We start from the raw sequence: 23,803 nt of genomic DNA on the forward strand, positions 1-23,803 counted from the left end.
TCGTCACGGCGCTCATTCGATCTTGAGCGCCGCGACCTCGCCTTCGTTCATCAGCGGCACGTAGAGGATCGACTTGCCGTCGGTGCCGATATCGGCGCTGCTCGGCTTGAAATGCGCCACCGCTTCCGGCCCGCCGCCGGTCCTGTATCGGTAGAGCGTGCCGCTCATGTAGGCCGTCGCATAGATGGTGCCGCCAATGGCGATGACGCCGTCGAGGTCGGCGAAGTTTTGGGCGCCCGCCAGCGGCGTCACCGCCTTGCTGGCGATGTCGACCGCCAGCAGCCCGCCGGGCTCGGCCGTGCTGAAGTCGGCCTTGATGCCCTTGCCCCAGGAGGCCACGATCAGCCTGTCGCCATCGGCGATCACGCCGTTGGGCGAGGCCAGCAGCGGATCCTTGACGAACAGTTCCGGCCTGTCGCCGTCGATGCGGTAGATCGCATCCGCCAGCATGTCGGTGACGTAGACCTTGCCCGAGGCATCCGCAGTCATGTCGTTGAGGAAGACCGCGTTAGGGACCACGATGCTGGCGATGAGCTTGCCGCTGGCGAGGTCGACGACACGGATTTTGGTGATGTCGGCGACATAGAGCTTGCCGCCCGATATGGCCATGCCCTTGGGCGCGTCCATGCCGTCGGTCCAGTGCTGGCTCACCATCTTGCCATCCGTTGACAGCAGGCTGAGGTAGCCGTTGCCGTCGGCGTCGCCCGGATTGCCGACGATGTTGGAAACGATGATGCGGCCGTTGGCGGCGTCGAACAGCGCCGATTCAGGCTGTTCGAGGCCCGTTTCGCGCCAGAGCTCGTCGGCCTGGGCGGCCTGGGCGGCGGCAATGCCGATGGCGGCGATGACGGCGGAAGTGACGACAATGTTCATGGCTGCTCTCCTGTGAATGTCGGTGAACAGCTAGGATTTTCGATACTTCTCGGGAAGGCGGATTGAAGCTAGTATCGAATATCGATACGAAACCGCCGGCAAGAGGCGCATCCCATGAACGGCCCGATCTTCGAGGCGCTGAAACGGACACTGAAGGCCAAGGGTGTCACCTATCGTGAGCTCGGCGAACGGATGGGCGTTTCCGAGCCGACGGTGAAGCGCATCTTCCATGAGAAGAACTGCAAGCTCGACCGGCTGGTGGAGATCTGTGCGGCCGCCGGCGTCGAACTGGAAAACGTGCTCGGCTCGATGAACCGCGGGCCGGGGCCGGTCAACCACATCGCGCCCGAGATCGAGCGCCGGCTCGCCGGCCGGCCGGCGCTGCTGTTCGTCTTCGTCATGCTGTCGGAAAAATTCACGCCTGAAGGCATCATGCGCTCGCAAGGCCTGAGCGAGGCCTCGATGTTCCTCTATCTGCGCGACCTCGAGCAACTCGGCCTGATCGCGCTTGGCCGTGGCCTGTCGGCGAAACTGCTGGTCGAAACGCCGATCCAGTGGAATTTCGAGGGGCCGCTCAGGCCGCTGTTCGAAATGACCAACAAGAATTTCATCGGCTGGGCCATCACCCATATCGAGAAGGAGGCGACCTTCGTCAGCTTCTCCAGGCGAATGCGTCCGGAGACGGCGGAGATGGTGCGGCGCGAGGCCGAGGAACTGGCCGACCGGGCGAGACTGCTGGCCCATCACGACCAGCACACCACGCCCGAGGACGGGTTGATCGGCTACAAGTGGACCTTTGCCTTTGGCGCCACGCCGTTCGAGGCGATCATGCCGATCGGGCCGCATCCACGCGACGCCGGGGCGCGGATGGAGGACCAGCCTTCCCCGGCGAAAGGCCGGCGGCCGCTACCAGCTTAGACCGGCCGAGGTCCGCCGCCCATCAGCCGGCACTGGCGGCAAGATCATCAGCGGACGAGGCACCGGCGAGATCGTCGCGTGCCTTGCGGGCGAGCTTTTTCGTCGCGTGCCTGGGGCTGTCGCCGAACAGTTCGGCGGCCTCGGCGAGACAGGCTTTCCTGAGGCTCTTTTCCGAGCGCTTGAGCAGCTTGCCGAGAAGTTTTGTGTCCTCGGGCGGCCCCAGCGGCTCGCTGTCCGCCTCGAGCAGCGCGCGCATGACGAACACATCATGCAGTTCGCCGAGCCGCTCGCCCAGTTCATCCACGGCCTTGCGCCGCGCCTTGATCGGGGTCGGCCACAGCCTGCCCAGCAGCGACAGGTGCATGCCATGCGTCTTGGCCGCCTTGCGCAGGTCATGGAAATCGTCGGCTTCACCGCGCGCGCCGGCCCTGTCGAGCGCCTTCCTGGCGCGCCGCAAGGCGACGCGGGCGCCTTCGGCAAGCACGTCGGCGGCCTGTTCCGGCTGATCAGGCAAAGCAAGGGTTTCGATGCGCTTCAGGCCGTCTTCGCAGGCGGCGGTGGCCGCCCCGATCGCCGCCTTCAGGCCGGCGCCTTCGTGCAGATCATGCTGGCGTGCGATCAACCTGTCGCGCACGGCATCAAGCCCGCCATCGACGCTTTCCCTGGCGAAGCCCGCCCCCAGCCGATCGATGGTTTCGATCAGGGCCGTGGCTTCACGCGGACCGGCAAGCAGCGCCGCGACATTCCGATAGCACTGGTTTTCCGTGGTGCAGAATGTTTCGTTTCCGGAACGAACCAGGCGCAACAAGGCACGCGCGCTTTTCAGCCGCTTGCGGCACTTGTGCAGCCCCTGTTCCGGCCGGGTGTGCGCCGTCTCCAGATGCAGCAGGGCCTTACCGATCTCCTCGGCAAGGATACGCCTGACCTCGCCGGTCAGCGGCAGGCGCGGATCGATACGAAAGCTCATGCGGCGATCTCCGGTATCCCCCCGAGGGCGAGCGACGCGTTGTAGAATTTCTGCTCGCCGGTCACTTCCCGGCCGAGCCAGTCAGGCAGCATTTCGTCCGGAACCTCTTCCGGCGTCTCGAGCTCGGCCACCACAAGTCCCGCCAGTGCACCGCCAAAGACATCGACTTCATAGAGATAGCCGCGATGCCTAACATGGTGACGTGTCTTCTCGATGACACGTCCGATGGCGAAGTCCAGCATCTCCACCGCCTCCGCCAGCGGGATCGGGTATTCGAATTCGTCGCGCTCGCGCGCGCTGCTGCCGAATTTGAGCGTCAGCTTGGCGGAGGCGCCATCACTGATGCGGATGCGGACGGTTCGCCCGGGTGCCGTGGCGAGATAGAACTGGAGAATGCGGATATCCGCTTCCGCCAGATCCCGCCATGCGGTGCTGGAGACCAGGAACTTACGCTCGACTTCCTTGCCCATGGCCGCGCACTAAAGCGGTTGCCGCGCGCGATGGCAAGACAGCGCCGCACACAAGTTGACCTTAATCAATCGATTGATTAAGGTCTTTGGCATGATCAAATTGCCAGATGCCAAGAGACCCCGCCGCGAGACCTCCCCGGCAGAGCCGACGCGCGCCGCGCTTGTCCAGGCGGCGTTGAAACTGTTCGGGCGGCAGGGCTTCGACGGCACCTCGACGCGCGAAATTGCCGCCGAGGCAGGGGCCAATATCGGCTCGATCGCCTATCATTTCGGCGGCAAGGAAGGTCTTCGCGCCGCTGCCGCCGACTTCATCGTCGAGACCATCCAGGGCGTCGCAGGGCAGGCACTGGGCGCTGGCGAGGGGCTCGGCCATGGACAGGCGGCGGCAAGCGATCCTGAGGCGGCGCGCGCGCAGCTCTTCACGGCACTCGAGCGGATGGTCGGCTTCATCGTGGCTCAGCCGCAGGCCGGAGAGATCGTGCAATTCGTGCTGCGCGAGCTCTCGCATCCGACGGCGGCGCTCGACCGCATCTATGACGGCGTCTTCGAGCCGACGCACCGTCGGCTGTGCCAGATCTGGGAGCAGGCCACCGGCGAGCCGGCCGAGAGCGAACGCACCCGACTCACCGTGTTCACGTTGATCGGCCAGGTCATCTATTTCCGCATCGGCCGCGAGGCCGTCATGCGCCGCATGGGCTGGCGCGACATCGGCGCCGCCGAGGCCGCCAAGGTGGTGGCGGTCACCACGGACAATCTCCGCGCCATACTGGCCGCCCGCAAGGGACCAGGGATGAAGGGATCAAAACAATGAGCTTTCTGTGTTCGCTGCCGCTCGCCGCGCAATTGTTCGGTGCCTGCGCGCCGGCGGCACCGCTCGCCGTCGGTTATGTCGAGGGCGATTATGTGCTCCTGGCGCCGATCGAGGTGGCGCAGGTCGAGACGGTGGCGGTGAAGCGCGGCGACCGCGTCACGCCGGGAGCCACCGTGGTGACACTCGAAAATGCCGACGCCAAGATCGCGGTGGCGCAAGCGCAGGCGGCGCTGGCCCAGGCGCAGGCGCAGTATGCCGATCTCCAGGTCGGCAAGCGGCCGGAAGAGATCGCCGTGCTGAAGGCCGAGGTCGACATGACCAAGGCACAGGCCGCCGACGCCAAGCGAAAATTCGACCGCGCCAGCGACCTGTTCAAACGCGGCGCCGGCACGCAGGCTGATTTCGACACGGCTTCCGCGACGCTGGAGACGGCCAATGCGCAGGTCGGCCAGGCGGAGGCCAACCTGGCGGTCGGCGGGCTGCCGGCGCGCGCCGAGACGATCAAGGCCGCCGACAATCAGGTCAAACAGGCGCAGGCGGCGCTGGATCAGGCGCAATGGCGGCTCTCCAAACGGGTGTTGGCGGCGCCTTCGCCCGGCCGCGTCAACGACGTCATCCGCAATCCCGGCGACACGGCGGGTCCGACCGCGCCGGTCATCTCGGTGCTTCCCGACGGCGCGGTGAAGCTCAGCGTCTATATTCCGGAAAGCGCCTTCTCCTCGGTCAAGGTCGGCAGCCTGCTCAGCGTCCATTGCGACGGCTGTGGCCCGGAGGTGAAGGCGCGCGTCAGCTATGTCTCGCCCGATCCCGAATTCACCCCGCCGGTGATCTACTCCCTGGAGAACCGGCAGAAGCTGGTCTACCTCGTCGAGGCGCGGCCGGAGGGCGATGCGGGGCCGCTGCAGCCCGGCCAGATCGTCGATGTCGATCTCGCGGATATGGGAAAATGAACGCCATCGACGTTCACGGCCTGGTCAAGCGCTTCGGCGACAAGACCGTCGTCGACCATGTGACGATGTCGGTCGCCGAGGGCGAGATCGTCGGCTTCCTCGGCCCCAACGGCTCGGGCAAGACCACCACCATCCGCATCATGTGCGGCCTGCTGACGCCGGACGAGGGTGAAGGCACGGTGCTGGGCTTCAACATCCGCACCGACAGCCTCAGGATCAAGCGCGAAGTCGGCTACATGACGCAGAAATTCTCCTTCTACGAGGATCTGACGATCGGCGAGAACCTCGAATTCGTGGCGCGGCTCTACCGGCTGCGGCCGGTCGAGGACTATGTCTCGCGCACGCTGGAGGAGCTCGGCCTGACGACGCGCCGCAACCAGCTGGCCGGCACCTTGTCCGGCGGCTGGAAGCAGCGGCTGGCGCTGGCCGCCTGCATCATGCACAAGCCGAAACTGCTGCTGCTGGACGAGCCGACGGCCGGCGTCGATCCGAAGGCGCGGCGCGAGTTCTGGGACGAGATCCATCGCCTGGCGAGCGGCGGGCTGACCGTGCTGGTCTCCACTCATTACATGGACGAGGCCGAGCGCTGCCACCGCATCAGCTACATCTCCTATGGCAGGATGCTGGCCACCGGCACCGTCGCCGAGGTGGTGAAGAATGCAGGCCTGACCACCTTCGTGCTGCAGGGTCCAAAGCTCGACGAGGTGGCGCAAGCGCTGCAAGGCCGCCCCGGCGTCGACCAGGTGGCGCCGTTCGGCGCGACGCTGCACGTCGTCGGTTCCGACCGCGAGAAGCTCGAGGCCGCGCTTGCCGACGTCGAGAGGGAGCACAAGGGCGTAACGGTGACGCCGGGCGAGACCAGCCTGGAGGATGTCTTCATCCAGTTCATGTCGGGATCGAAGGACAACATGGCATGAACAGCGTCTTTTCCTTAGCCAGGCTCGGCGCCCTGCTGATCAAGGAGTTCATCCAGATGCGGCGCGACCGCATCACCTTCGCCATGATGCTGGGCGTGCCGCTGATCCAGCTCGTGCTGTTCGGCTACGCCATCAACAACGACCCGAAGAGCCTGCCGGCGGCCCTGGTGGCGACCAGCAGCGATCCCTATACCCGCGCCATGGTCGCGGCGCTGCAGACCACCGGTTACTACCGCTTCGACCATGTCGCGCAAAGCGCCGAGGAGGCCGAGTTCCTGATGGCGCGCGGCGACGTCGCCTTCGTCGTCACCATCCCGGCCGATTTCGCCCGGCGGGTCGAGCGCGGCGACAAGCCGCAAATCCTGATCGAGGCCGACGCCACCGATCCGGCGGTCGCCAGCGGCGCCATCTCGACGCTCGGCACCATCGCCGGCCAGGCGCTGCTGAGAGCGCAGGGCACGCAGGAAGCCGCAGCGGAAGCCGCCAGGGGGCAGCTCGATGTCGTAGTCCACCGCCGCTACAACCCCGAAGGCATCTCGCAATACAACATCGTGCCCGGCCTGCTCGGCGTCATCCTGCAGATGACCATGGTGATGATGACCTCGATCGCGCTGACGCGCGAGACCGAGCGCGGCACGATGGAAAATCTCCTGGCGATGCCGTCGAGCCCGCTGGAGATCATGATGGGCAAGGTGCTGCCCTACCTGGCGGTCGGCGCGGTGCAGGTGGTGGTGGTGCTGGCGGCGTCGAAGCTTCTGTTCGCCATCCCCTTCACCGGCTCGATGACGCTGCTTTTGTCGGCGGTGCTGGTGTTCGTGCTGTCGCTGGTGCTGCTCGGCTACACGATCTCGACGATCGCACGCACGCAGATGCAGGCGCTTCAGCTCACCTTCTTCTTCTTCCTGCCCTCGATCATGCTGTCGGGCTTCATGTTCCCCTATCGCGGCATGCCGGACTGGGCGCAGACCTTCGGCGAGATCTTCCCGCTGACGCATTTCCTGCGCATCACCCGCGCGGTGATGCTGAAGGGCGCGGAACTGCCGGCGGTGGCGACCGAGATCGGCTGGCTGGCGGTTTTCGTGGCGCTGTTCGCCGGCGTGGCGCTGGTGCGGTTCAGGCGCACGCTGGACTGACGAGAGCCGACCTATGCCGCCCTACGCCGCCATGATCCCGGCATAGGTGCCGAAATCGACATTGCCGCCGGACAGCACCACGGCAACGCATTTGCCGGACAGCTCGATCTCACCCGATGACAGCGCCGCCAGCGCGACGCAGCCTCCGGGCTCGACCACCAGCTTGAGAGAGGCCATGGCGTCGCGCATCGCCCGCCTGACGGCATCCTCGGAGACGGCGACGGCGCCGGCGAGGTTGCGGCGGTTGATCTCGAAGGTGATCGCGCCCGGCTCTGCGGTGAGGATGGCGTCGCAGATCGAACTATGGCCCGGCTCGTTCGAAACCCTGGCGCCCGCCGCCAGCGAGCGGCGCGTGTCGTCGAAATGCTCGGGTTCGACCGCCCAGATCGCGGTGCCGGGCGAGGTATCCTTCACGGCAACCGAGATGCCGCTGGTCAGGCCGCCGCCACCGCAGGGAATGACGACCGCGTCGAGCGAGACACCCAGAGCCCGCGCCTGCCTCACCAGCTCCAGTCCGATCGTGCCCTGGCCGGCAATGATGGCCGGATCGTCGAAGGGCGGCACCAACGCCATGCCCTTGTCGAGATAGGGGCGCACCACCGTCATGCGGTCGTCCTTGAAACGGTCGAAGGGCACCACTTCGGCGCCCATCTTGCGGACATTGGCGATCTTCATGTCAGGCGCGTCCGCCGGCATGGCGATGACCGCCTTGACGCCGAACATGGCGGCGGAAGCCGCCACGCCTTGCGCGTGATTGCCCGAGGAGAAAGCGACGACGCCACGGGAACGCTCCGCCTCGCTCAGCGTCGACAGCTTGTTGTAGGCACCGCGGAACTTGAACGAGCCGGTGCGCTGCAGCGTCTCCGGCTTGAACAGGATGCGGCCGCCGAAGCGCCTATTCAGCTCCTGCGATTCGATCAAGGGGGTTTCGACGATCAGGCCCGAGAGCCGTGCGGCGGCGGCGTGGATGTCGGCGATGCCCGGAGGGGTGATCATGGCGGGTCCTGTGGCGATGCGATCCGGCCATGGTGCACGCAAAGGCGCGCGCGATGCCAACGAAAAGATGTGACCGGGACAAAGTTCGCGATTGTGATCAAGATACAAACGTATCCAGCGTTGCGGCCGTTACGCCCGCATGTCGCAATTCACCCCAGCAATGTCCGCTGCCGCTTGCTGCCGCCCAGCTTGCGCCAGTTGTTGAACCGATGCGTGGCGGCGGCAAACGAGATCTTCATCTGCTGGGCCACCGAATAGCGCGACTTGCCCTCGTCGAACATGCGGTAGCAGCACTCGACGCCTTCCTCGGTCAGCTTGCCGTCGGGTGCCTTGTTGTGCGGGTTGGCGGGGTCGAATTTCTCGACCTGCTGCTCGACCAGCCCCTTCAGGCGCTGCAGGTCGGCCTCGATGCTGGAGATGAGATCGAGGACCGGTTTCGGGTCGTAGGCGTGCGGAGGCTTCTTGGCCGTCATCAGCTCGTTCCTTTTTTGGCTTGGCCCGATATATAGGTTAACATTCGCTGATAATGAAGAGTGATGCCCGGTGCCGGCTTCAACTATTCTTGACCGTGGCCAAGCGCACGATTGACCACGGACGTTGCAAACCATAGTTTAGAACAATTCTAAACTAGGGTGATTTCCTCATGCTTTCCCGTGTTTTCGGCTTCGGCCGCCGATCCTTCGAATCACTTTCCGAACAGGAGATCCTGGCGCTGGCCATTTCATCGGAGGAGGATGACGGGCGTATCTACCGGGCCTATGCGGACGGATTGTCCGAGACTTTTCCGCAATCGGCCAAACTCTTCGAGGCCATGGCCGAGGAGGAAGACGGCCATCGCGACTCGCTGATCGAACTCTTCCGCAAGCGTTTCGGCGAGCGCATTCCGCTGATCCGCCGTGAACATGTGAGGGGCTATTTCGAGCGCAAGCCCGACTGGCTGGTGCGGCCGCTCGGCATCGAGGCCGTGCGCCGCCAGGCCGAGGCGATGGAGCGGCAGGCCTACCTGTTCTATGTCGAGGCGGCCAAGCGCACCACCGACGCCTCGACCCGCAAGCTGCTCGACGATCTGGCCGCGGCCGAACAGGGCCATGAAAGCTCGGCGCATGCGCTGGAGCAGAAACACGTGCCGGGCGAAGTCAAGGTCGAGGAGGCGACCGCCGAGCAGCGCCAGTTCATCCTCACCTATGTGCAGCCGGGCCTGGCCGGGCTGATGGACGGGTCGGTGTCGACGCTGGCGCCGATCTTCGCCGCCGCCTTTGCCACCCATGACACCTGGCAGACGCTTCTGGTCGGTCTCGCCGCCTCGATCGGCGCCGGCATCTCGATGGGTTTCACCGAGGTCGCTTCCGACGACGGCAAGCTGTCGGGCAGGGGTTCGCCGATCAAGCGCGGCCTGACCGTCGGCGTCATGACGACGCTCGGCGGCCTCGGCCACGCGCTGCCCTATCTCATCCCGCATTTCTGGACCGCGACGGCGGTAGCCGCCGTGGTGGTGTTCTTCGAATTGTGGGCCATCGCCTTCGTCCAGAACCGCTACATGCAGACCCCGTTCCTGCGCGCCGCCTTCCAGGTGGTGCTGGGCGGCGCCCTGGTGTTCGCGGCGGGCGTGCTGATCGGGAATGCGTAAACAAAGTGGCGAGGTCAGCGCTGCCCCTCATCGCCCTGCCGGGCACTTCTCCCCGTATAGTGACGGGGAGAAGGAGGCTGGCTGCAGCGCTGGCTCCTTTCTTCCAACGCTGGCGATTGGCGAAACCGGCGATGGCAGGCAGGTGAGGGGCGGCGCCAACGTCAGCCCAATAACTCTACCCATTCACGGCCCGGCTGTCCGCCGGCGCCTCGTTCCTCTCGACCAGTCCGTAGTCGCGCACCACGTGCGCGATCCGCAATCGATAGCCGGCAAAGATACCGCCGCGCCCGGCCCGCTGCGCCTGCCGGTGCTCTTCGGTGTTGCGCCAGGCCTTCACCGCCTCCTCGTCGCGCCAGAACGACAGCGACAGCACCCGGTTCGGGTCGGCCAGGCTCTGGAAGCGCTCGACGGAGATGAAGCCGTCAATGCCGTCGAGCAGCGGACGCAGGTCGGCGGCTATGCTCAGATAGGCCTCGCGCCGGCCCTGCGCAGGCTGCACCTCGAAGATGATGGCGATCATAGCTTGACCAGCGGCGCATGCGGGCCGGAAGCCAGTTTCAGGAACATGCGGTCCTCCTTGAGGATGAAGCGTTCGCGCTTGGCGAATTCATAGTTTGCCTTGCCGGCGGGGTCTGCGGCAAGCCGGGCGCGGTAGGCTTCGTAGGCGGCGAGGCTTTCGATGTTGTAGGCGGCATAGGCCGTCGTGGCCGAGCCCTCATGCGGCACGAAATAGCCGATCAGATCGGCGCCGCAGCGCGGAATGGCCTGACCCCAGTTGCGGGCATACTCCTCGAAGGCGGCCTTGCCGAACGGGTCGATCTCATAGCGGATGAAGCAGGTGATGGTCATGGTCGGCTCCTTGGTGTTTAGCGGCGACAGTTCGGGCGGCGTCGAAACGTCGTGCCACCCGATCTGCTAGGCAGATGAGTTGGCGATCACACCTGCCAGAAGGATTTCGCGCATTCGCGGCGCACGTCCTCCCGTGTCAGGCCGAGGTCACGCAGTAGGTGGTCGTCGATCTCCGAGAGGTCGCGGCGCTGCGAATGGCGGTCGTACCAGCGGGCCAGCAGCCGTGAGCGGACCCAGGTGACGAACGGGAACGATTGGCGGCGGGGCACCGGTTCGGGGGTGAAAGCGGTTCGTGCGGCCATCCTCGTCTCCTTGATCCCGTCGGAGAATAATGGTTATCTGACAAGAATGCTTCGATGAGGATCAAACCATGCGTGAAGGACCCGACATTGCCCGCATCGCCAGCCTGGTCGGTGATCCGGCCCGCGCCAACATGCTGAATGCCCTGATGGGCGGTACGGCATTGACCGCGAGCGAACTGGCGCTGGAGGCCGGCGTGTCGCTGCCGACCGCCTCCTCGCATCTGTCCAAGCTGATGGAGGGCGGGCTGCTGACCTTGGCCAGCCAGGGCCGGCATCGCTATTACGGTCTGGCCGGCCCGCAAGTGGCCGGCATGATCGAGGCCATCACCGGCGTTGCGGAAGCCGTTGGCCCCAAGCGCGTGCGGCCGGGCCCGCGCGACGGCGCGATGCGCGTCGCGCGCGTCTGCTACGATCACCTTGCGGGCGAGCAGGCCGTTGCGATGCTGGACCGCCTTGTCGAGAAAAACATACTGGTCCGCAACGACAAGGAGATCAGGCTCGGGCCGTCCGCCGCATCGCATTTCGCGGCGATCGGCATCGATGTCTACACCAAGCCGCGGCGGCCGGTGTGCCGCGCCTGCCTCGACTGGAGCGTGCGGCGCTCGCACCTCGCCGGGACGCTTGGCGCCGCCATCCTCGACAAGATCCTTGCCGAGAAATGGGCGCGCCGCGAGAAGGACAGCCGCGCGGTGATTTTCTCGCCGCCGGGCAAGCAGGCGTTCGAGAGGGTGTTTTTGGGGTGAGGTCGGCGCGCCGAAAGTCGAGCTAGCCCCGCTTCAGCACCTTCCCCTTCTTGAAGAAATCCACCCACGGATCGGCTTCCGAGAGCCGTTTCAGCGTCGTCTTGTCGCCGATCGGGAAGGCGTTCGGAGGCAGGCCGGCCTCGATCTCGGCCCAGGTCACCGGCATCGACACCGTCGCGCCCTTCTTGGCGCGCGAGGAGTAGGGCGCGACGGTGGTCGCGCCGCTGCCGTTGCGCAGGTAGTCGACGAAGATCTTCCCCGTGCGCGCCTTCTTCGACAGCGTCGCGGTGTAGCGATCCGGCGCGCCTTGCTCCAGCGCCCTGGCGAAATCATGGGCGAAGCCTTTGACCTCGGCCCAATCCGCCGACGGCTTCAGCGGAACGACGACGTGAAAGCCCTTGCCGCCCGATGTCTTGACGAAGTTGGGCAGCGACAGCTCGTCGAGCTTGCCCCTGATGTCGAGCGCCGCCTCGCGCACCGCCTTCACATCGACGCCCTCGTCGGGGTCGAGGTCGAAGACGATCTGGTCGGGCTGTTCAAGCTTGTCGATGGTGCAGCCCCAGATGTGGATCTCGACCACGCCGAGCTGGACCAGCGCCGCGATGCCGTCGAAATCGCGGATGAACAGGATTTCCTCGCCATCCGTGGGATCCTTGGTCTTCTCGATCTTCGCATGCATGCCGGGCGAGGCATGCTTCTGGAAGAAGCGCTGGCCGCCGACACCATCGGGCGCCCTGACCAGGCTGAGCGGGCGGTCGACCACGAATTGCTTCATGCGCGGCCATACCAGCGCGTAGTGATCGAGCAGGGCCTGCTTCGAGATCTTTTCGTCGGGCCACAGAAGCTTGTCCGGGTGGGAGAGCTTCACGGTCGTTTTCGCCGCCGTTGCCGCCGTATTGGCGCTGCCTGCCGCAGGCTTGGCCTTGGCGGGGCTTTTGCCTGTCGCTGTTTTGGTTCCCGTTGCCCCTGTTCCCGCTGCCCCTGTTCCCGTTGCATTGGGCTTTTCCTGCACGACTTCCTCCGCCGGCTTGTCCTCGCGCAGCCCCTGGAACGAAGCATGGCGTATTATACGGTCCGACGTCCAGCTGCGAAACTCCACTTCACCGACCAGTTCCGGCTTGACCCAGACGAGGCCCTTGCCCTTCGGCACGGCCGCATCGAAGGGCGAGGCGTCCGCCTTCAGCGCATCGAGCTTCTTCTTCAAGTCGTTGGCGCTCTTGGTGGAGAAGCCGGTGCCGACACGGCCGGCATAGTGCAGGCTGCCGCCTTCGAAATAGCCGACCAGCAGCGAGCGCAGGCCGCGTCCGGTCTTGTCCGACGGCAGATAGCCGCCAATGACGAATTCCTGCCGTGCCGTGCATTTCGATTTGACCCATGCCGGACCGCGCCCGCTGCGGTAGGGCGCATCGGCGCGTTTTGAGACGACGCCTTCCAGCCCCATGCGGCAGGCATGTTCCAGCATGATCTTGCCGGGTTCGGCAAAATGGTCGGAAAAACGCACCGCCGCGGTGTCGGACGGCTCGCCGAGCAGCGCCTGCAGGGCCTGCTTGCGCTCGACAAGCGGCTCGCGGCGCAAATCCTTGCCGTCGAGCCGCATCAGGTCGAAGACGTAATAGATGAAGCGGTTCGTCCGCTTCGCCGACAGATCCTGCTGCAGCAGCGCGAAGGACGACACGCCGCTGTCGGCCAGCACGACGATCTCGCCGTCGAGGATGGCGTCGCTGCATTTCAGCCCGGCGAGTTCGGCCGCGATCTCGCCGCCGAATTTTTCCGTCCAGTCCAGCCCGGTGCGGGTCAGGAGCCGAACGTCGGTGCCGGCGATCTGCGCCTGCATGCGGTAGCCGTCGAACTTCACCTCATGCAGCCAGTCCTGGCCCGACGGTGCGTCGCGCTCGAGCGTGGCGAGCTGCGGCTCGATGAAATCGAGCTTCTTGCCGCCGGTCTTGGCCTTGCCGGCGGCCGGCTTGTTCGAATGCCAGACCTTCGGCTTCTCGCCCTTGGCCGCCTTGCCTTCGCCGACCTCCTCGATCGTCAGGCCTGATTTCACCGATTTCGGCTCGTCTTGCAGAATATCCTCGCCGGGGCGTGCGGCGGCATCGTCCGACTTGATCAGCAGCCAGTTGTCGCGTTTTTCGCCGGGCCGCGGCCGCAGCCGCACTAGATGCCACTTGCCACGCAGCTTGTGGCCCTCGAGCTCGAAGTTGATGTGCCCCTTCGCCATCATCTTGGCCGGATCGCCCTCGGGCATCCAGGTGCCCTCGTCCCAGACGAGGACCGAGCCGCCGCCATACTCGCCCTTGGGGATGGTGCCTTCGAAGCCGGCATAGTCGATGGGATGATCCTCGACATGCACGGCCAGCCGCTTTTCGTGCGGGTCGAGGCTCGGACCGCGCGTCACCGCCCAGCTCCACAGCACGCCGTCATGCTCGAGGCGAAAATCGTAATGCAGCCTTGTGGCGGCATGCTTCTGGACGACGAAGATGCCGCCGGCCTTCTTGCCGCGCGCAACCTTGCCGGCCGGCTCGGCGGTCTTCTTGAAGTCGCGCTTCGAATGATACTGTTCGAGGCTGCTGGCCATCTCGTATCCTCAGGCCGATTTGCGCTTCGGCGCAACGCTTTTCGCCTTGGCACGTTTGGCCGCCGGCTTGGCTTTCGCCGGGGACGACTTGGTTTGTCCTGAACCCGAATCCGACGACAAGCTCTTCTTCAGCGCGTCGAACAGGTTGACGACATTGGAGGGTTTGGGCGCCTCCTTGGCCTTGGGCGCCTTGTGCCCCGCCTTCTTGGCGCGGATCAGCTCGAGCAGGGCTTCCTCATATTTGTCGTCGAATTTCGAGGGATCGAACTTGGTCTTCTTCTTGTCGATGATGAGCTCGGCCAGATCGGTCATCTCCTGGTCGGTCTTCACCGCCTCGATGTCGCCAAAGACGGTCTCCGGCTGGCGCACCGTGTTGTCGTAGCGCAGCGTGGTCAGCACCATGCCCTTGCCGAGCGGCTCGATGACCACCGGACGCTCGCGTCGATAAAGAACGATGCGCGCCAGCCCGGCCATCTTCTTGCCCGCCATCGCGTCGCGGATGACGGCGAACGCCTCCTCCGAAACCTTATCGGCCGGCGCGACATAGTAGGGCGTGTCGAGATAGATCTGCCGGATCGAGGATTTGTCGACGAAGCCGTCGAGGCTCATCGTGTGCGAGGTTTCGATCTGCACCGCCTCGATCTCCTCCTCCTCTATATGGACGAAGTCGCCCTTTTCGATCTCGTATCCCTTGATCTCGTCGCCGTCCTCCACCGGTTTGCCGGTCTCGGCGTCGACATAGATCCGCTTCACCGTATTGCCGGTCTTGCGGTTCAGGATGTGGAACGAGACCTTGTCGGCATGGGTGACCACGTTGGTCAGTTCGATGGCGCAGGTGACCAGCGAGAGCTTCAGATAGCCTTTCCAGGCCGGGCGCGGCGCCATGATGATTTCCCCGTGAGAAAGATCAGCTGGAACGGGCGACCACCCCGCTCGGTTCCAACCCGGTCCGGCCGGGGCCGGCGCGGTTGCCGCCGGCCCCGGCTTTCAGCCCCTATTCGGCGGCCTGCAGGTTGATCTTGCTTTCCGCGATTTCGGTCAGCTTGCGATCCGTCGCCTGCTCTTCCTTGAGATTCTTGGCCAGCACATTGGCGCAGTCGCTGCGGCCGAGCTGCTTGGCCCAGGCGATCAAGGTGCCGTAGCGGGTCATTTCATAGTGCTCGACGGCCTGCGCGGAGGCGATCAGCGCGGCATCCAGAACGTCCTTGTCGTCGACATCGCCGCTGACGTCGTCGGCCTCCTCGAGAATGCCGTCGATGGCCGGGCAGTTGACCTGCTTGGCCTTGACGCCATGCAGCTCGAACACCTGCTCGACGCGTTCGATATGGCCCTTGGTCTGCTCGAGGTGTTTTTCGAAGCCGGCCTTCAATTGCGGATCGGTTGCCTTGTCGACCATCTTCGGCAGCGCCTTCTCGATCTGCTTTTCGGCATAATAGATGTCGCGCAGCGTGTGCACGAAGAGGTCGTCCAGCGTTTTGATGTCCTTCGAAAAGAAGCCCATGATTTCAACCTTTCCATTGCTCTTGCTTGTTCGGGAGATCCCGGCCTTGCCTGGGCAGTGCCTGTGAGCCGGCAATGCCGGTTCTTGGAACTCAACGTCCATTGGTGGGGCCGGTTCCGAGCGCTCGCGGCCGCACGGCAGGAAATTCCCGGGCGGCACGAAAGTTGAAACACAAGCGCGCCAAGGCGACATTCAAACGAAACATATGTGATGCAAAAGTCACACCAACCGAAATGGTGACAAAAGGCGTCGAAACACCCCGAATCAGCCGCAATCCGGCCATGAAGCGACGGGTTTTCGACCAAAAATTAACATCACGTTCACTGAGTATTCACGCCTCGATGCTATCGTTCTCGCACTTCGGAAGGGACGTCCGAAAATCGGGACAGGGACCAGATAAAATGAACTTCCTCACGCAACTCATCGGCTATGCCGCCGCTATCCGCGAATTCGTCGCGCCGACCTATCGGCCCGAGCGCTATTACATGCGTGGCCCCGGTCCGGCCTGCGCCCGTCGCGGCACGTCGCTGGGCGCACACTGACCATGAGCTTCGAAAGCCGACACAACAGCCGCATCTGCAGGCCGGACGCCGACAGCCGCGCCACCGCCTATCGCGCCGAACGCCCTGTCCTGGCCGACCGCCGGCGTGCGGCAACGCCGCGTCTTTGATGCCGCCATCGGCTGGCTTGGTGTTATAGGACATAAGCAGCCGAGGCCAGCGTGACCGCGCGTCCGCGGACGAGCCATCCCACGCAAGCCGTCCCTCTGAACCCTTCGGTGCAGCCGCTGATCCTCTTCGAGAGCGTCGCGCCTGGTTGCGGCCAATCGGATGAATGCGCGCTACCGCGGCCGGCTCAAGCGATCGGCCACACAGGGTTGGAGCACAATCGCGCCGCCCGCCGCCTTACCCAGTTCGCGGCAATCCTGGGACGTGCACAGCGTCCAGCCACCGGCCGTCGCGCCGGAGGCCGCCAGCACGAGACGGGGCTGCGGCCCGACCTTGGGCGAATAGGCCCACCAGCCATCCTTCAGCACCGCACCTTCCGGCGGCTCCATGCCGGCACCCGAGCCTTTGATACGGGCCTCGACTACTTGCAGGCCGGAGGGCGTCACCTTCCAGTCTTCCTCCCAGCGCGTCCGCTCCACCGAATGCGCCCAGGACAATGTGAAGGCGGCAACGCCGAGCGTCACGCTCTTGCCGGCGGCGAGGATGCACAGGCTCATGCGGTTTCTCGCCTGAGCAGGATCGCCGCCGCCAGCCGGGTGCCGCTTTTTGCGTTCGCCGACCTTCGCTTCGGGATCATGCCCTGGCCGGCGCCTGCCGGGCACGCCAGACATGCCAGCCGATCCAGGCCAGCGACAGCGCCCAGCCGGTCTCATCGGTCAGCGGCACCGCCGCCACCAGCAGCACGCCGGCGGCGAAGGCGACCAGCCGTTCCCACCAGGCCATGCGCGTGGCAACGAAGCCGACGGCGGCGGCGCCCCACAGCACGATGCCCATGCAGGCCTTGAGAACGATGTAGGCGACCTCGACGGGATAACCGAACTGGGCGGCGATCGGTCCGGCGTCCTGCAGCATCAGCGCCGGCGTGTAGACCGCCATGAACGGAACGACGAAGCCGGCAATGGCTAGTTTTGTCGCCTGGATACCGATCTTGAGGCCACTCTCCTTGGCCATGGGTGCGGCGGCAAAGGCGGCCAGCGCCACCGGCGGCGTCAGGTCGGCCATGATGCCGAAATAGAAGACGAACATGTGGCTGACCACCAGCGGCACGCCGAGCGACAGCAGCGCCGGCCCGGCCAGCGACGAGGTGATGATGTAGTTGGGGATGGTCGGGATGCCCATGCCGAGCACCAGGCAGGTCAGCATGGTCAGCACCAGCGACAGGAACAGATTGTTCTCGCCGATCGAGATGATCCAGCCGATGAAGGTCGAGGCGATGCCGGTCAGCGTCAGCGTGCCGATGACGATGCCGACGATGGCGCAGGCAATGCCGACGGGCAGCGCGTTCTTGGCGCCTTCGGCAAGCGAGTCGATGCAGATCCGCAGCGTCTCGCGGCCACCCTTGAAAGCAAGGCAGGCAATGACGAGTGCGGCGATGACAAGGCTGAGGATGTTGACGCCGAATTTCATGAAGGAGGAGGCGGCAAGCCCCAGCGCCAGCCAGAAGACGACGCGGAAGGCGAGCGGCCCGATCAGCGCCGCCAGCGGCGTGCCGAGGATCAGCACGATGGTCAGCGCCAGGCCCATCGTACCGGCGAAGACCGGCGTGTAGCCGGCGAACAGCAGATAGATCAGCGCCGCCAGCGGCAGCACCAGCGGCCAGTGCTGTCGCACGGCGTCCCAGGGGTTGGGCAGGTCCGCCTTGGCCATGCCGCTCAGGCCGGCCTTGCCTGCCTCCAGATGCACCTGCCAGAAACAGGCGCCGAAATAGAGCAGCGCCGGGATGATGGCCGCCTTGACCACGTCGGCATAGGGGATGTTCAGCGTCTCGGCCATGATGAAGGCGACCGCGCCCATCACCGGCGGCATGATCTGGCCGCCCATCGAGGAGGTCGCCTCGACGGCGCCGGCAAAGGCCGAGCGGAAGCCGAAGCGCTTCATCAAGGGAATCGTGAACTGGCCGCTGGCCACCACATTGGCGACGCCGGAACCGGAAATGGTGCCCATCAGCGCCGAGGACAGCACGCAGACCTGCGCCGGGCCGCCGCGCCAGGTGCCGACCAGGCCGAGCGCGAAATCGTTGAACAGCGCGATCATCCCGGCGCGTTCAAGGAAGGCGGCAAAGACGACGAAGATGAAGATATAGGCGGCCGAGACATAGATCGGCGTGCCGTAAATGCCTTCGGTGCCGTAGGCGAAGGTGTCGACCAGCTGGGCGAAGTCATAGCCGCGATGGATGAAGGGCGGCGGCAGATGATTGCCGACGAAGCAATAGGCGAGAAAGATGAAGGCGATGGCCGCCAGCGGCAGCCCCATCAGCCGGCGCGCCGCCTCGAAGACCAGCACCACCAGCACCGCGCCGACGATCAGGTCCGGCGTGGTGAGGAAGCCGGAGCGCCGGATGAGGTCGGTATAGAACACCCAATTGTACAGGCCGGTGCCGAAGCCGAGCACTCCCAGCGTCCAGAACGCGGCCTTGGCCGGCAGGCTGGTGGCGCGCAGATTGGCGATCAGGCCGAAGCCGAGCAGCAGCAGGAAGCCGACATGCATGGCCCGCACCACCTGGCTCGGCAGGCTGCCATAGGCGGCGATGTAGATCTGGAAGGCGGAAAAGGCGACCGCGATGGCGAAGGCCGCCTTGCCGGCGATGCCGTCGCCGAAACCCGGCGGCAGTCCTTCTACCTGCTCTTCGGCGACGGGGAGATGGAAGGTGGAGGATTTGCCGTCGACTGCTTCGCTCATCCGACGCACTCCAAAATGAGCGAATGATAGTGCGAGGCGCGTCGCGAAGACATCTCAGATAGTCCTCGCCTACTTCAGCAGCCCCTTCTCCTTGTAATACCGCTCCGCGCCCGGATGCAGCGGCACCGGCATGCCGTCGAGGGCCTTGGCCGGGTCGATCGCCTTGGCGGCGGCGTGCGCAGCGGCAAGCTGGTCGAGATGCTCGAACATCTGCTTGGTCATCTGGTAGGCGGTCTCATCCGAGACATCGGCCCGGGTGATGAGGAAATTGCCGACGGCGGCTGTCGCGACATCCTCTGCCTGGCCCTCATAGGTGCCCTTGGGAATGACCACCGACAGATAGGGCGAGCCGATCTTGGCGACGTCTTCGGCCGGCACCGCAACGACATTGATCGGCAAGGAGGTGGCGAGATCGCGGATCGAGGCGACGCCCAGCCCGGCCGATTGCAGCGTGGCGTCGAGCTGGCGGTTCTTGATCAGCTCGACCGATTCGGCGAAGGGCAGATATTCGACGCGGCCGAGGTCCTCGTATTTCAGCCCGGCGGCGGCGAAGATGGCCCGCGCGTTGAGCTCGGTGCCCGATGCCGGCGCGCCGACCGACAAGCTCTTGCCCTTGAGGTCGGCGAGCGTCTTGATGCCGGATTCCTGGCTGGCGACGATCTGGATGTAATTGGGATAGATGGCGGCGATGCCGCGCAGCTTGTCCAGCTTGCCGGGGAAGCCGGCCTCGGCATTGCCCTCGGCGGCCATCTTGACGGAATCGCCGAGCGCGAACGCGATCTCGCCCTTGCCCTGCTGCAGGAGGTTGAGGTTCTCGACCGAGGCCTTGGTCGCCTGCACCTGGGTGCGGGCGCCCTCGATGCCCTTGCCGTAGATTTCCGACAGTGCCACGCCGAGCGGATAATAGACGCCCGAAGTGCCGCCGGTCAGCACATTGATGAATTCCTGCGCGGTGGCGGACACCGCACCAAGGCCAAGGGAAAGCGCCATCGCGCCGGCAGCAATAAACGTCTTTCTGAAATTCAACATCCGGTTTCCTCCCTGAAATATTGGCCGCATCGCCTCCCTGACGCGAACCGGGCGAGTTTAGACAGCGGAGGGGAAATGCCAACCCGCAATTCCGCTCGTTAGACGAATGGTTGAGAGTGTCGCCAAACATATGCCCGCTTGCACAAGGCGCGGCCGGAGCCGAAAGTTTTTCCAGCGCCTGTCGAAATCGGCCAAGGTCGCGCGACGTACGTCCGGCCCGCAACGAAGCGGCCTTCGAAACCACGGGAGAAGACCCATGCGATACATGCTTATGATCTACGCCGACGAAGCCGCGATGGCGAACGTGCCGACCGAGGCGACCTATCAGATGAGCGCCGCCTATGACGCCTACACGGAAGCGCTGAAGAAGTCCGGCACCTGGCTGGCCGGCGACAGGCTGCGCCCGAGCCAGGCGACCACCCTGGTCCGGATGACTGACGGCAAGACCAGCGTGCTCGACGGCCCCTATGCCGACACCAAGGAGCAGCTTGCCGGCTTCTACATGATCGAGGCCGAGGACGCGGACGCCGCGATCGCCTGGGCGGCGCGCTGTCCGGCGGCCAGCACCGGGACTGTCGAGGTGCGGCCGATCTGGGAAATGGCCGACTATCTGCCCAGGAAATGACGGCGTGATGGACACACGCCCCGAAATCGCCCGGGTGGCCGCCGAGACGGCCGCCCGGCAGAGCTACGGCAAGCTGGTCGCCTGGCTGGCGGCGCGCACGCGCGACGTGGCTGCCGCGGAGGATGCTCTGGCCGACGCCTTTGCGGCGGCGCTTGAACGCTGGCCGCGAACTGGCGTGCCCGAAAAGCCGGAAGCCTGGTTGCTCGCGGTGGCAAGGCGGCGGCGTGTCGATGCGGTGCGGCGGCGGCTGACCAGCGAAGCCGGCCGCGACCATCTCAAGCTGATTGCCGAGGAGGCGGAGGCGCGCATGACCGATGAGGACCTGCCCGACGAACGACTGCGGCTGATGTTCGCCTGCGCCCATCCGGCGATCGAACCCGGCGTGCGGGCGCCGCTGATCCTGCAGACCATCCTCGGCTTCGATGCCGCGACGATCGCATCCGCCTTCCTGCTCTCGCCGTCAACGATGGGGCAGCGCCTGGTGCGCGCCAAGAGCCGCATCCGCGAGACCGGCATTCCGTTCCGCGTACCGGAGCGAGCCGAACTCGGCGAAAGGCTGGACGCGGTGCTGGAGGCAATCTACGCCGCTTTCGCCGAGGGCTGGTCCGACCCGGCCGGTACCGAGACGCGGCGCCGGAACCTCGCCACCGAAGGCATCTGGCTCGGCCGGCTGGTGGCCTCGCTGCTGCCGCAAGAGCCGGAAGCGCTGGGCCTGCTGTCGCTGATGCTGTTCGCCGAAGCGCGCCGCGCCGCGCGTCGCGACACGGCCGGAGAGTATGTGCCGCTCGCCGAGCAGGACCATGCACTGTGGGATCACGCCCTGGTCGACGAGGCCGAAGCGCTGCTCCGCCGTGCCGCCGCCATGGGCACGATCGGCCGCTATCAGCTCGAGGCGGCGGTCCAGTCGGCGCATGTGGCGCGACGACTGAGCGGCCGCACCGACTGGGCGGCGATCCGCGCGCTCTACGAAGCGCTGTTTTCGATCGCGGGATCACCGGTCGTGGCGATCAACCGCGCGGTGGCGATCGCAGAGACCGAGGGCGCCGTGGCAGGGTTGGCGGCTCTTTACGTGCTGGGAGACGACAAGCGGCTCAATGACTACCAGCCCTACTGGGCCGCGCGGGCCGGCCTGCTGGCCAGGCTCGGCCAGGCACCGCAGGCGCTCGAAGCCTATGATCGGGCGATCGGCCTCGAGCGCGATCCGGCGGTGCGCCGCTTCCTGCAGGCAAGACGCGCCGCTCTCATCCAATGAGCTCCCGGGCGCGGGCGGCCTTTCGGACCACCTCGTTCAGGCCGGCCACATCTCGTGCGACGTGTTGAGCGTCTTCATGAGCGGATGCTCGCGCAACCGCGCCCACAGGCGTTCGATACCGGGCCAGGCCGCCCGCGCCATGTCGATGTCGGGATGCCAGGCCACCAGCATGACGAGATAGATGTCGGCCAGCGACATCTGATCGCCGGCGAGCCAGTCGCGGTTGCGCAAGGCTGCATCGACGACGGCAAACCCGCGGTCCATCTCGGCGACCGCCGCCTGTTTCACCGCCTTCGTGCCCTCGGCATCCGTCGTGTAGCGATGGGCGTAGTAGAGTCGCAGCATCGCCGGGTAGAGCACCGAGGACATGAACGCCATCCAGCGCAGGAACTCCGCGCGCGCCGGTTCATCGGCGGTCGGTGCCAGGCCGGCTTGCGGGTGGCGCTCGGCGAGCAGGATGCAGATCGCCGCCGATTCGGTGACCGAGCGTCCGTCCGGCAAGGTCAGCACCGGCACCTGGTTCAACGGGCTGATGGCGAGGAAGGCCGGATCGGGCGCCTCGCTCTTCGGCACGTCGATCTGCTGGAAAGGCGCATCGATCAGCGCCAGCGCCGCCTCGACGACAAAGCCGCCGCTGCCCGGACGCGTGTAGAGCTTGTACATGAAATCCTCCCCCGGCCCGAACCAGGGCGCGCTCGAGATTTGCACCGGAAGCAGGGGCTACTCAAGTCGGGTAAGGACTCCACGGCAGGTTTTTCAACGGGCCAGGCTCAGGACGCTAAACAAGCCACGTTAGCGCTGCTGTTCTTGGGTATCGAAGCCTAAGCCCCCAGCCCCTCGAACAGGATCGTCGACAGATACCGCTCGGCGAAGTCGGGGATGACCACGACCAGGGTCTTGCCCTTGTTCTCGGGCCGCGAGCCGACGACGATGGCCGCCTGCAGGGCCGCGCCCGAGGAGATGCCGACCGGCACGCCTTCGAGGCGGGCGATGAGGCGCGCATTGGCGACCGAGTCCTCGTTCGAGACCTTGACGATCTCGTCATAGACCGTGGTGTCGAGGATTTTTGGCGCGAAGCCGGCGCCGATGCCCTGGATCTTGTGCGGGCCGGGCTGGCCGCCCGACAGCACCGGCGAAGCATCCGGCTCGACGGCGACGACATGCAGCGCGGGCTTGCGCTTCTTCAAAACCTGGCCGACGCCGGTGATGGTGCCGCCAGTGCCGATGCCGGCGATGAAGATGTCGATCCCGCCCTGGGTGTCGTTCCAGATTTCCTCCGCCGTCGTCTTGCGATGGATCTCTGGATTGGCCGGGTTTTCGAACTGCTGCGGAATGATGGCGTTGGGGATCGTCGCGGCCAGTTCGTCGGCCTTGGCGATGGCGCCCTTCATGCCTTTCGGGCCTTCGGTCAGCACCAGCTCGGCGCCGAGCAGCGCCAGCATCTTGCGGCGCTCGACCGACATTGTCTCCGGCATGGTCAGGATCAGCTTGTAGCCCTTGGCGGCGGCGGCGAAGGCGAGCGCGATGCCGGTGTTGCCGGATGTCGGTTCGATCAGCGTGGTCTTGCCGGGGGCAATCTTGCCGGCCGCTTCCAGCGCCTCGATCATCGCCACGCCGATACGGTCCTTGACCGAGGCGATCGGATTGAAGAATTCGAGCTTGGCGACCAGATTGGCGACGATGCCCTTCTCCTTGGCGAACTTGTCGAGCCGTACCAGGGGTGTGTCGCCGATCGTGTCGGTGATGGAATCGTAGATACGGCCGCGGCCGGGTACGCGGGCTGAAGTGACGGGCTTGTTCATTGGTTTCGCTCCCTGGATTTCAGGCAATTGGCAGTAGCCGACAGAATAGGGCT

General features: G+C 65.4%; 27 protein-coding genes. 11 read left to right on the forward strand and 16 right to left on the reverse strand.

Going from position 1 to position 23,803, the window contains the following annotated elements; genetic code table 11:
- Window positions 1–12: 12 nt before the first annotated feature.
- Entirely contained in the window at window positions 13–873 is an 861-nt protein-coding gene (locus FJ954_RS02750; protein ID WP_140660340.1) for an ATP/GTP-binding protein, read from the reverse strand.
- Between the two features lie 114 nt (window positions 874–987).
- Here FJ954_RS02750 and FJ954_RS02755 point away from each other — a divergent pair, with 114 nt between their 5' ends.
- Window positions 988–1,791, forward strand: a complete 804-nt coding sequence (locus tag FJ954_RS02755) for a helix-turn-helix transcriptional regulator (protein ID WP_140660341.1) — start codon at window positions 988–990, stop codon at window positions 1,789–1,791.
- Between the two features lie 22 nt (window positions 1,792–1,813).
- Here FJ954_RS02755 and FJ954_RS02760 read toward each other — a convergent pair whose 3' ends face one another.
- Window positions 1,814–2,758 carry a CHAD domain-containing protein gene (locus tag FJ954_RS02760; protein WP_140660342.1) on the reverse strand — a complete coding sequence of 315 codons (945 nt, stop codon included), beginning with the start codon at window positions 2,756–2,758 and terminating at the stop codon, window positions 1,814–1,816.
- Window positions 2,755–3,228: a CYTH domain-containing protein gene (locus tag FJ954_RS02765; RefSeq protein ID WP_015314767.1), complete on the reverse strand. Its 474-nt coding sequence runs from the start codon at window positions 3,226–3,228 to the stop codon at window positions 2,755–2,757. Before FJ954_RS02765 ends, FJ954_RS02760 begins: the two co-directional genes overlap by 4 nt.
- 91 nt (window positions 3,229–3,319) lie before the next feature.
- On the opposite strand from FJ954_RS02765, the gene FJ954_RS02770 reads away from it, so the two are divergent.
- From FJ954_RS02770 to FJ954_RS02785, 4 genes are read left to right on the forward strand one after another with little or no spacing between them, the layout of a single operon-like run.
- On the forward strand, window positions 3,320–4,039 hold the full coding sequence (locus FJ954_RS02770; protein ID WP_015314768.1) for a CerR family C-terminal domain-containing protein: 720 nt from the start codon (window positions 3,320–3,322) through the stop codon (window positions 4,037–4,039).
- The gene (locus FJ954_RS02775; RefSeq protein ID WP_015314769.1) at window positions 4,036–4,989 is read left to right on the forward strand and encodes an HlyD family efflux transporter periplasmic adaptor subunit; all 954 of its coding nucleotides are present in this window, start codon (window positions 4,036–4,038) and stop codon (window positions 4,987–4,989) included. Before FJ954_RS02770 ends, FJ954_RS02775 begins: the two co-directional genes overlap by 4 nt.
- On the forward strand, window positions 4,986–5,906 hold the full coding sequence (locus FJ954_RS02780; RefSeq protein WP_140618109.1) for an ABC transporter ATP-binding protein: 921 nt from the start codon (window positions 4,986–4,988) through the stop codon (window positions 5,904–5,906). The genes FJ954_RS02775 and FJ954_RS02780 overlap by 4 nt, the downstream gene beginning before the upstream one ends.
- Window positions 5,903–7,039: an ABC transporter permease gene (locus FJ954_RS02785; protein ID WP_140660343.1), complete on the forward strand. Its 1,137-nt coding sequence runs from the start codon at window positions 5,903–5,905 to the stop codon at window positions 7,037–7,039. The genes FJ954_RS02780 and FJ954_RS02785 overlap by 4 nt, the downstream gene beginning before the upstream one ends.
- Before the next feature lie 21 nt (window positions 7,040–7,060).
- Here FJ954_RS02785 and FJ954_RS02790 read toward each other — a convergent pair whose 3' ends face one another.
- Both FJ954_RS02790 and FJ954_RS02795 read right to left on the reverse strand, forming a co-directional pair.
- Window positions 7,061–8,035, reverse strand: a complete 975-nt coding sequence (locus FJ954_RS02790) for a threonine/serine dehydratase (protein WP_140660344.1) — start codon at window positions 8,033–8,035, stop codon at window positions 7,061–7,063.
- A gap of 149 nt (window positions 8,036–8,184) precedes the next feature.
- A complete protein-coding gene (locus FJ954_RS02795) occupies window positions 8,185–8,508 on the reverse strand; it encodes a hypothetical protein (protein WP_140660345.1) in 324 nt (107 codons plus the stop codon).
- A 170-nt stretch (window positions 8,509–8,678) separates the two neighbouring features.
- Between FJ954_RS02795 and mbfA the strand changes: the two genes are divergently transcribed.
- Window positions 8,679–9,662, forward strand: coding sequence for an iron exporter MbfA (gene mbfA, locus FJ954_RS02800; protein ID WP_140618116.1), 984 nt, complete (start codon window positions 8,679–8,681; stop codon window positions 9,660–9,662).
- Between the two features lie 175 nt (window positions 9,663–9,837).
- Here mbfA and FJ954_RS02805 read toward each other — a convergent pair whose 3' ends face one another.
- The 3 genes from FJ954_RS02805 to FJ954_RS02820 all read right to left on the reverse strand — a co-directional run bounded on the left by FJ954_RS02805 (window position 9,838) and on the right by FJ954_RS02820 (window position 10,813).
- Window positions 9,838–10,182: an antibiotic biosynthesis monooxygenase gene (locus tag FJ954_RS02805; RefSeq protein ID WP_140660346.1), complete on the reverse strand. Its 345-nt coding sequence runs from the start codon at window positions 10,180–10,182 to the stop codon at window positions 9,838–9,840.
- Window positions 10,179–10,511, reverse strand: coding sequence for an NIPSNAP family protein (locus tag FJ954_RS02810; RefSeq protein ID WP_140660347.1), 333 nt, complete (start codon window positions 10,509–10,511; stop codon window positions 10,179–10,181). Before FJ954_RS02810 ends, FJ954_RS02805 begins: the two co-directional genes overlap by 4 nt.
- A gap of 86 nt (window positions 10,512–10,597) precedes the next feature.
- Window positions 10,598–10,813: a DUF1127 domain-containing protein gene (locus FJ954_RS02820; RefSeq protein ID WP_140660348.1), complete on the reverse strand. Its 216-nt coding sequence runs from the start codon at window positions 10,811–10,813 to the stop codon at window positions 10,598–10,600.
- Window positions 10,814–10,881: 68 nt separating this feature from the next.
- On the opposite strand from FJ954_RS02820, the gene FJ954_RS02825 reads away from it, so the two are divergent.
- Window positions 10,882–11,556: a winged helix-turn-helix domain-containing protein gene (locus tag FJ954_RS02825; RefSeq protein WP_140618125.1), complete on the forward strand. Its 675-nt coding sequence runs from the start codon at window positions 10,882–10,884 to the stop codon at window positions 11,554–11,556.
- A gap of 22 nt (window positions 11,557–11,578) precedes the next feature.
- Here the strand turns inward: FJ954_RS02825 and ligD are convergent, their stop codons facing one another.
- From ligD to FJ954_RS02840, 3 genes are all read right to left on the reverse strand, one after another.
- A complete protein-coding gene (gene ligD, locus FJ954_RS02830) occupies window positions 11,579–14,134 on the reverse strand; it encodes a DNA ligase D (RefSeq protein WP_140660349.1) in 2,556 nt (851 codons plus the stop codon).
- A 9-nt stretch (window positions 14,135–14,143) separates the two neighbouring features.
- Window positions 14,144–15,019, reverse strand: a complete 876-nt coding sequence (locus FJ954_RS02835) for a Ku protein (RefSeq protein WP_140660350.1) — start codon at window positions 15,017–15,019, stop codon at window positions 14,144–14,146.
- Between the two features lie 109 nt (window positions 15,020–15,128).
- Complete coding sequence (locus FJ954_RS02840) at window positions 15,129–15,635, reverse strand: ferritin-like domain-containing protein (protein WP_015314781.1); 507 nt, start codon at window positions 15,633–15,635, stop codon at window positions 15,129–15,131.
- 401 nt (window positions 15,636–16,036) lie between these two features.
- On the opposite strand from FJ954_RS02840, the gene FJ954_RS02845 reads away from it, so the two are divergent.
- Both FJ954_RS02845 and FJ954_RS32220 read left to right on the forward strand, forming a co-directional pair.
- Window positions 16,037–16,177: a hypothetical protein gene (locus FJ954_RS02845; protein ID WP_015314782.1), complete on the forward strand. Its 141-nt coding sequence runs from the start codon at window positions 16,037–16,039 to the stop codon at window positions 16,175–16,177.
- A 2-nt stretch (window positions 16,178–16,179) separates the two neighbouring features.
- Window positions 16,180–16,305, forward strand: coding sequence for a hypothetical protein (locus FJ954_RS32220; RefSeq protein ID WP_263484918.1), 126 nt, complete (start codon window positions 16,180–16,182; stop codon window positions 16,303–16,305).
- 171 nt (window positions 16,306–16,476) lie between these two features.
- Here FJ954_RS32220 and FJ954_RS02850 read toward each other — a convergent pair whose 3' ends face one another.
- From FJ954_RS02850 to FJ954_RS02860, 3 genes are all read right to left on the reverse strand, one after another.
- Window positions 16,477–16,860, reverse strand: coding sequence for a DUF1850 domain-containing protein (locus tag FJ954_RS02850; RefSeq protein WP_140618416.1), 384 nt, complete (start codon window positions 16,858–16,860; stop codon window positions 16,477–16,479).
- Window positions 16,861–16,936: 76 nt separating this feature from the next.
- Window positions 16,937–19,042: a TRAP transporter permease gene (locus FJ954_RS02855; protein WP_140660351.1), complete on the reverse strand. Its 2,106-nt coding sequence runs from the start codon at window positions 19,040–19,042 to the stop codon at window positions 16,937–16,939.
- Between the two features lie 69 nt (window positions 19,043–19,111).
- Complete coding sequence (locus tag FJ954_RS02860; protein ID WP_140660352.1) at window positions 19,112–20,071, reverse strand: TAXI family TRAP transporter solute-binding subunit; 960 nt, start codon at window positions 20,069–20,071, stop codon at window positions 19,112–19,114.
- 256 nt (window positions 20,072–20,327) lie between these two features.
- Here FJ954_RS02860 and FJ954_RS02865 point away from each other — a divergent pair, with 256 nt between their 5' ends.
- Window positions 20,328–20,696: a YciI family protein gene (locus tag FJ954_RS02865; protein ID WP_015314786.1), complete on the forward strand. Its 369-nt coding sequence runs from the start codon at window positions 20,328–20,330 to the stop codon at window positions 20,694–20,696.
- A gap of 7 nt (window positions 20,697–20,703) precedes the next feature.
- Window positions 20,704–21,948, forward strand: coding sequence for an RNA polymerase sigma factor (locus FJ954_RS02870; protein WP_140660506.1), 1,245 nt, complete (start codon window positions 20,704–20,706; stop codon window positions 21,946–21,948).
- Window positions 21,949–21,984: 36 nt separating this feature from the next.
- Here the strand turns inward: FJ954_RS02870 and FJ954_RS02875 are convergent, their stop codons facing one another.
- Both FJ954_RS02875 and cysK read right to left on the reverse strand, forming a co-directional pair.
- Window positions 21,985–22,611 carry a glutathione S-transferase family protein gene (locus tag FJ954_RS02875; protein ID WP_140660353.1) on the reverse strand — a complete coding sequence of 209 codons (627 nt, stop codon included), beginning with the start codon at window positions 22,609–22,611 and terminating at the stop codon, window positions 21,985–21,987.
- Between the two features lie 158 nt (window positions 22,612–22,769).
- The gene (gene cysK, locus FJ954_RS02880; RefSeq protein WP_140618137.1) at window positions 22,770–23,750 is read right to left on the reverse strand and encodes a cysteine synthase A; all 981 of its coding nucleotides are present in this window, start codon (window positions 23,748–23,750) and stop codon (window positions 22,770–22,772) included.
- Window positions 23,751–23,803 lie beyond the last annotated feature (53 nt).

The sequence above is a fragment of the Mesorhizobium sp. B2-3-15 genome (genome assembly GCF_006442875.1).
GTDB lineage: Bacteria > Pseudomonadota > Alphaproteobacteria > Rhizobiales > Rhizobiaceae > Mesorhizobium > Mesorhizobium australicum.

Coding starts and splice junctions, on each gene's coding strand:
- FJ954_RS02840 (WP_015314781.1), bottom strand. CDS start 15,635: ATGGGCTTCTTTTCGAAGGACATCAAAACGCTGGACGACCTCTTCGTG.
- FJ954_RS02810 (WP_140660347.1), bottom strand. CDS start 10,511: ATGACCATCACCTGCTTCATCCGCTATGAGATCGACCCGTTCGGCAAG.
- cysK (WP_140618137.1), bottom strand. CDS start 23,750: ATGAACAAGCCCGTCACTTCAGCCCGCGTACCCGGCCGCGGCCGTATC.
- FJ954_RS02755 (WP_140660341.1), top strand. CDS start 988: ATGAACGGCCCGATCTTCGAGGCGCTGAAACGGACACTGAAGGCCAAG.
- mbfA (WP_140618116.1), top strand. CDS start 8,679: ATGCTTTCCCGTGTTTTCGGCTTCGGCCGCCGATCCTTCGAATCACTT.
- FJ954_RS02775 (WP_015314769.1), top strand. CDS start 4,036: ATGAGCTTTCTGTGTTCGCTGCCGCTCGCCGCGCAATTGTTCGGTGCC.
- FJ954_RS02770 (WP_015314768.1), top strand. CDS start 3,320: ATGATCAAATTGCCAGATGCCAAGAGACCCCGCCGCGAGACCTCCCCG.
- FJ954_RS02785 (WP_140660343.1), top strand. CDS start 5,903: ATGAACAGCGTCTTTTCCTTAGCCAGGCTCGGCGCCCTGCTGATCAAG.
- FJ954_RS02750 (WP_140660340.1), bottom strand. CDS start 873: ATGAACATTGTCGTCACTTCCGCCGTCATCGCCGCCATCGGCATTGCC.
- FJ954_RS02850 (WP_140618416.1), bottom strand. CDS start 16,860: ATGAGCCTGTGCATCCTCGCCGCCGGCAAGAGCGTGACGCTCGGCGTT.
- FJ954_RS02870 (WP_140660506.1), top strand. CDS start 20,704: ATGGACACACGCCCCGAAATCGCCCGGGTGGCCGCCGAGACGGCCGCC.
- FJ954_RS02790 (WP_140660344.1), bottom strand. CDS start 8,035: ATGATCACCCCTCCGGGCATCGCCGACATCCACGCCGCCGCCGCACGG.
- FJ954_RS02765 (WP_015314767.1), bottom strand. CDS start 3,228: ATGGGCAAGGAAGTCGAGCGTAAGTTCCTGGTCTCCAGCACCGCATGG.
- FJ954_RS02860 (WP_140660352.1), bottom strand. CDS start 20,071: ATGTTGAATTTCAGAAAGACGTTTATTGCTGCCGGCGCGATGGCGCTT.
- FJ954_RS32220 (WP_263484918.1), top strand. CDS start 16,180: ATGAGCTTCGAAAGCCGACACAACAGCCGCATCTGCAGGCCGGACGCC.
- FJ954_RS02845 (WP_015314782.1), top strand. CDS start 16,037: ATGAACTTCCTCACGCAACTCATCGGCTATGCCGCCGCTATCCGCGAA.
- FJ954_RS02795 (WP_140660345.1), bottom strand. CDS start 8,508: ATGACGGCCAAGAAGCCTCCGCACGCCTACGACCCGAAACCGGTCCTC.
- FJ954_RS02820 (WP_140660348.1), bottom strand. CDS start 10,813: ATGGCCGCACGAACCGCTTTCACCCCCGAACCGGTGCCCCGCCGCCAA.
- FJ954_RS02865 (WP_015314786.1), top strand. CDS start 20,328: ATGCGATACATGCTTATGATCTACGCCGACGAAGCCGCGATGGCGAAC.
- FJ954_RS02835 (WP_140660350.1), bottom strand. CDS start 15,019: ATGGCGCCGCGCCCGGCCTGGAAAGGCTATCTGAAGCTCTCGCTGGTC.
- FJ954_RS02875 (WP_140660353.1), bottom strand. CDS start 22,611: ATGTACAAGCTCTACACGCGTCCGGGCAGCGGCGGCTTTGTCGTCGAG.
- FJ954_RS02855 (WP_140660351.1), bottom strand. CDS start 19,042: ATGAGCGAAGCAGTCGACGGCAAATCCTCCACCTTCCATCTCCCCGTC.
- FJ954_RS02780 (WP_140618109.1), top strand. CDS start 4,986: ATGAACGCCATCGACGTTCACGGCCTGGTCAAGCGCTTCGGCGACAAG.
- FJ954_RS02825 (WP_140618125.1), top strand. CDS start 10,882: ATGCGTGAAGGACCCGACATTGCCCGCATCGCCAGCCTGGTCGGTGAT.
- ligD (WP_140660349.1), bottom strand. CDS start 14,134: ATGGCCAGCAGCCTCGAACAGTATCATTCGAAGCGCGACTTCAAGAAG.
- FJ954_RS02805 (WP_140660346.1), bottom strand. CDS start 10,182: ATGATCGCCATCATCTTCGAGGTGCAGCCTGCGCAGGGCCGGCGCGAG.
- FJ954_RS02760 (WP_140660342.1), bottom strand. CDS start 2,758: ATGAGCTTTCGTATCGATCCGCGCCTGCCGCTGACCGGCGAGGTCAGG.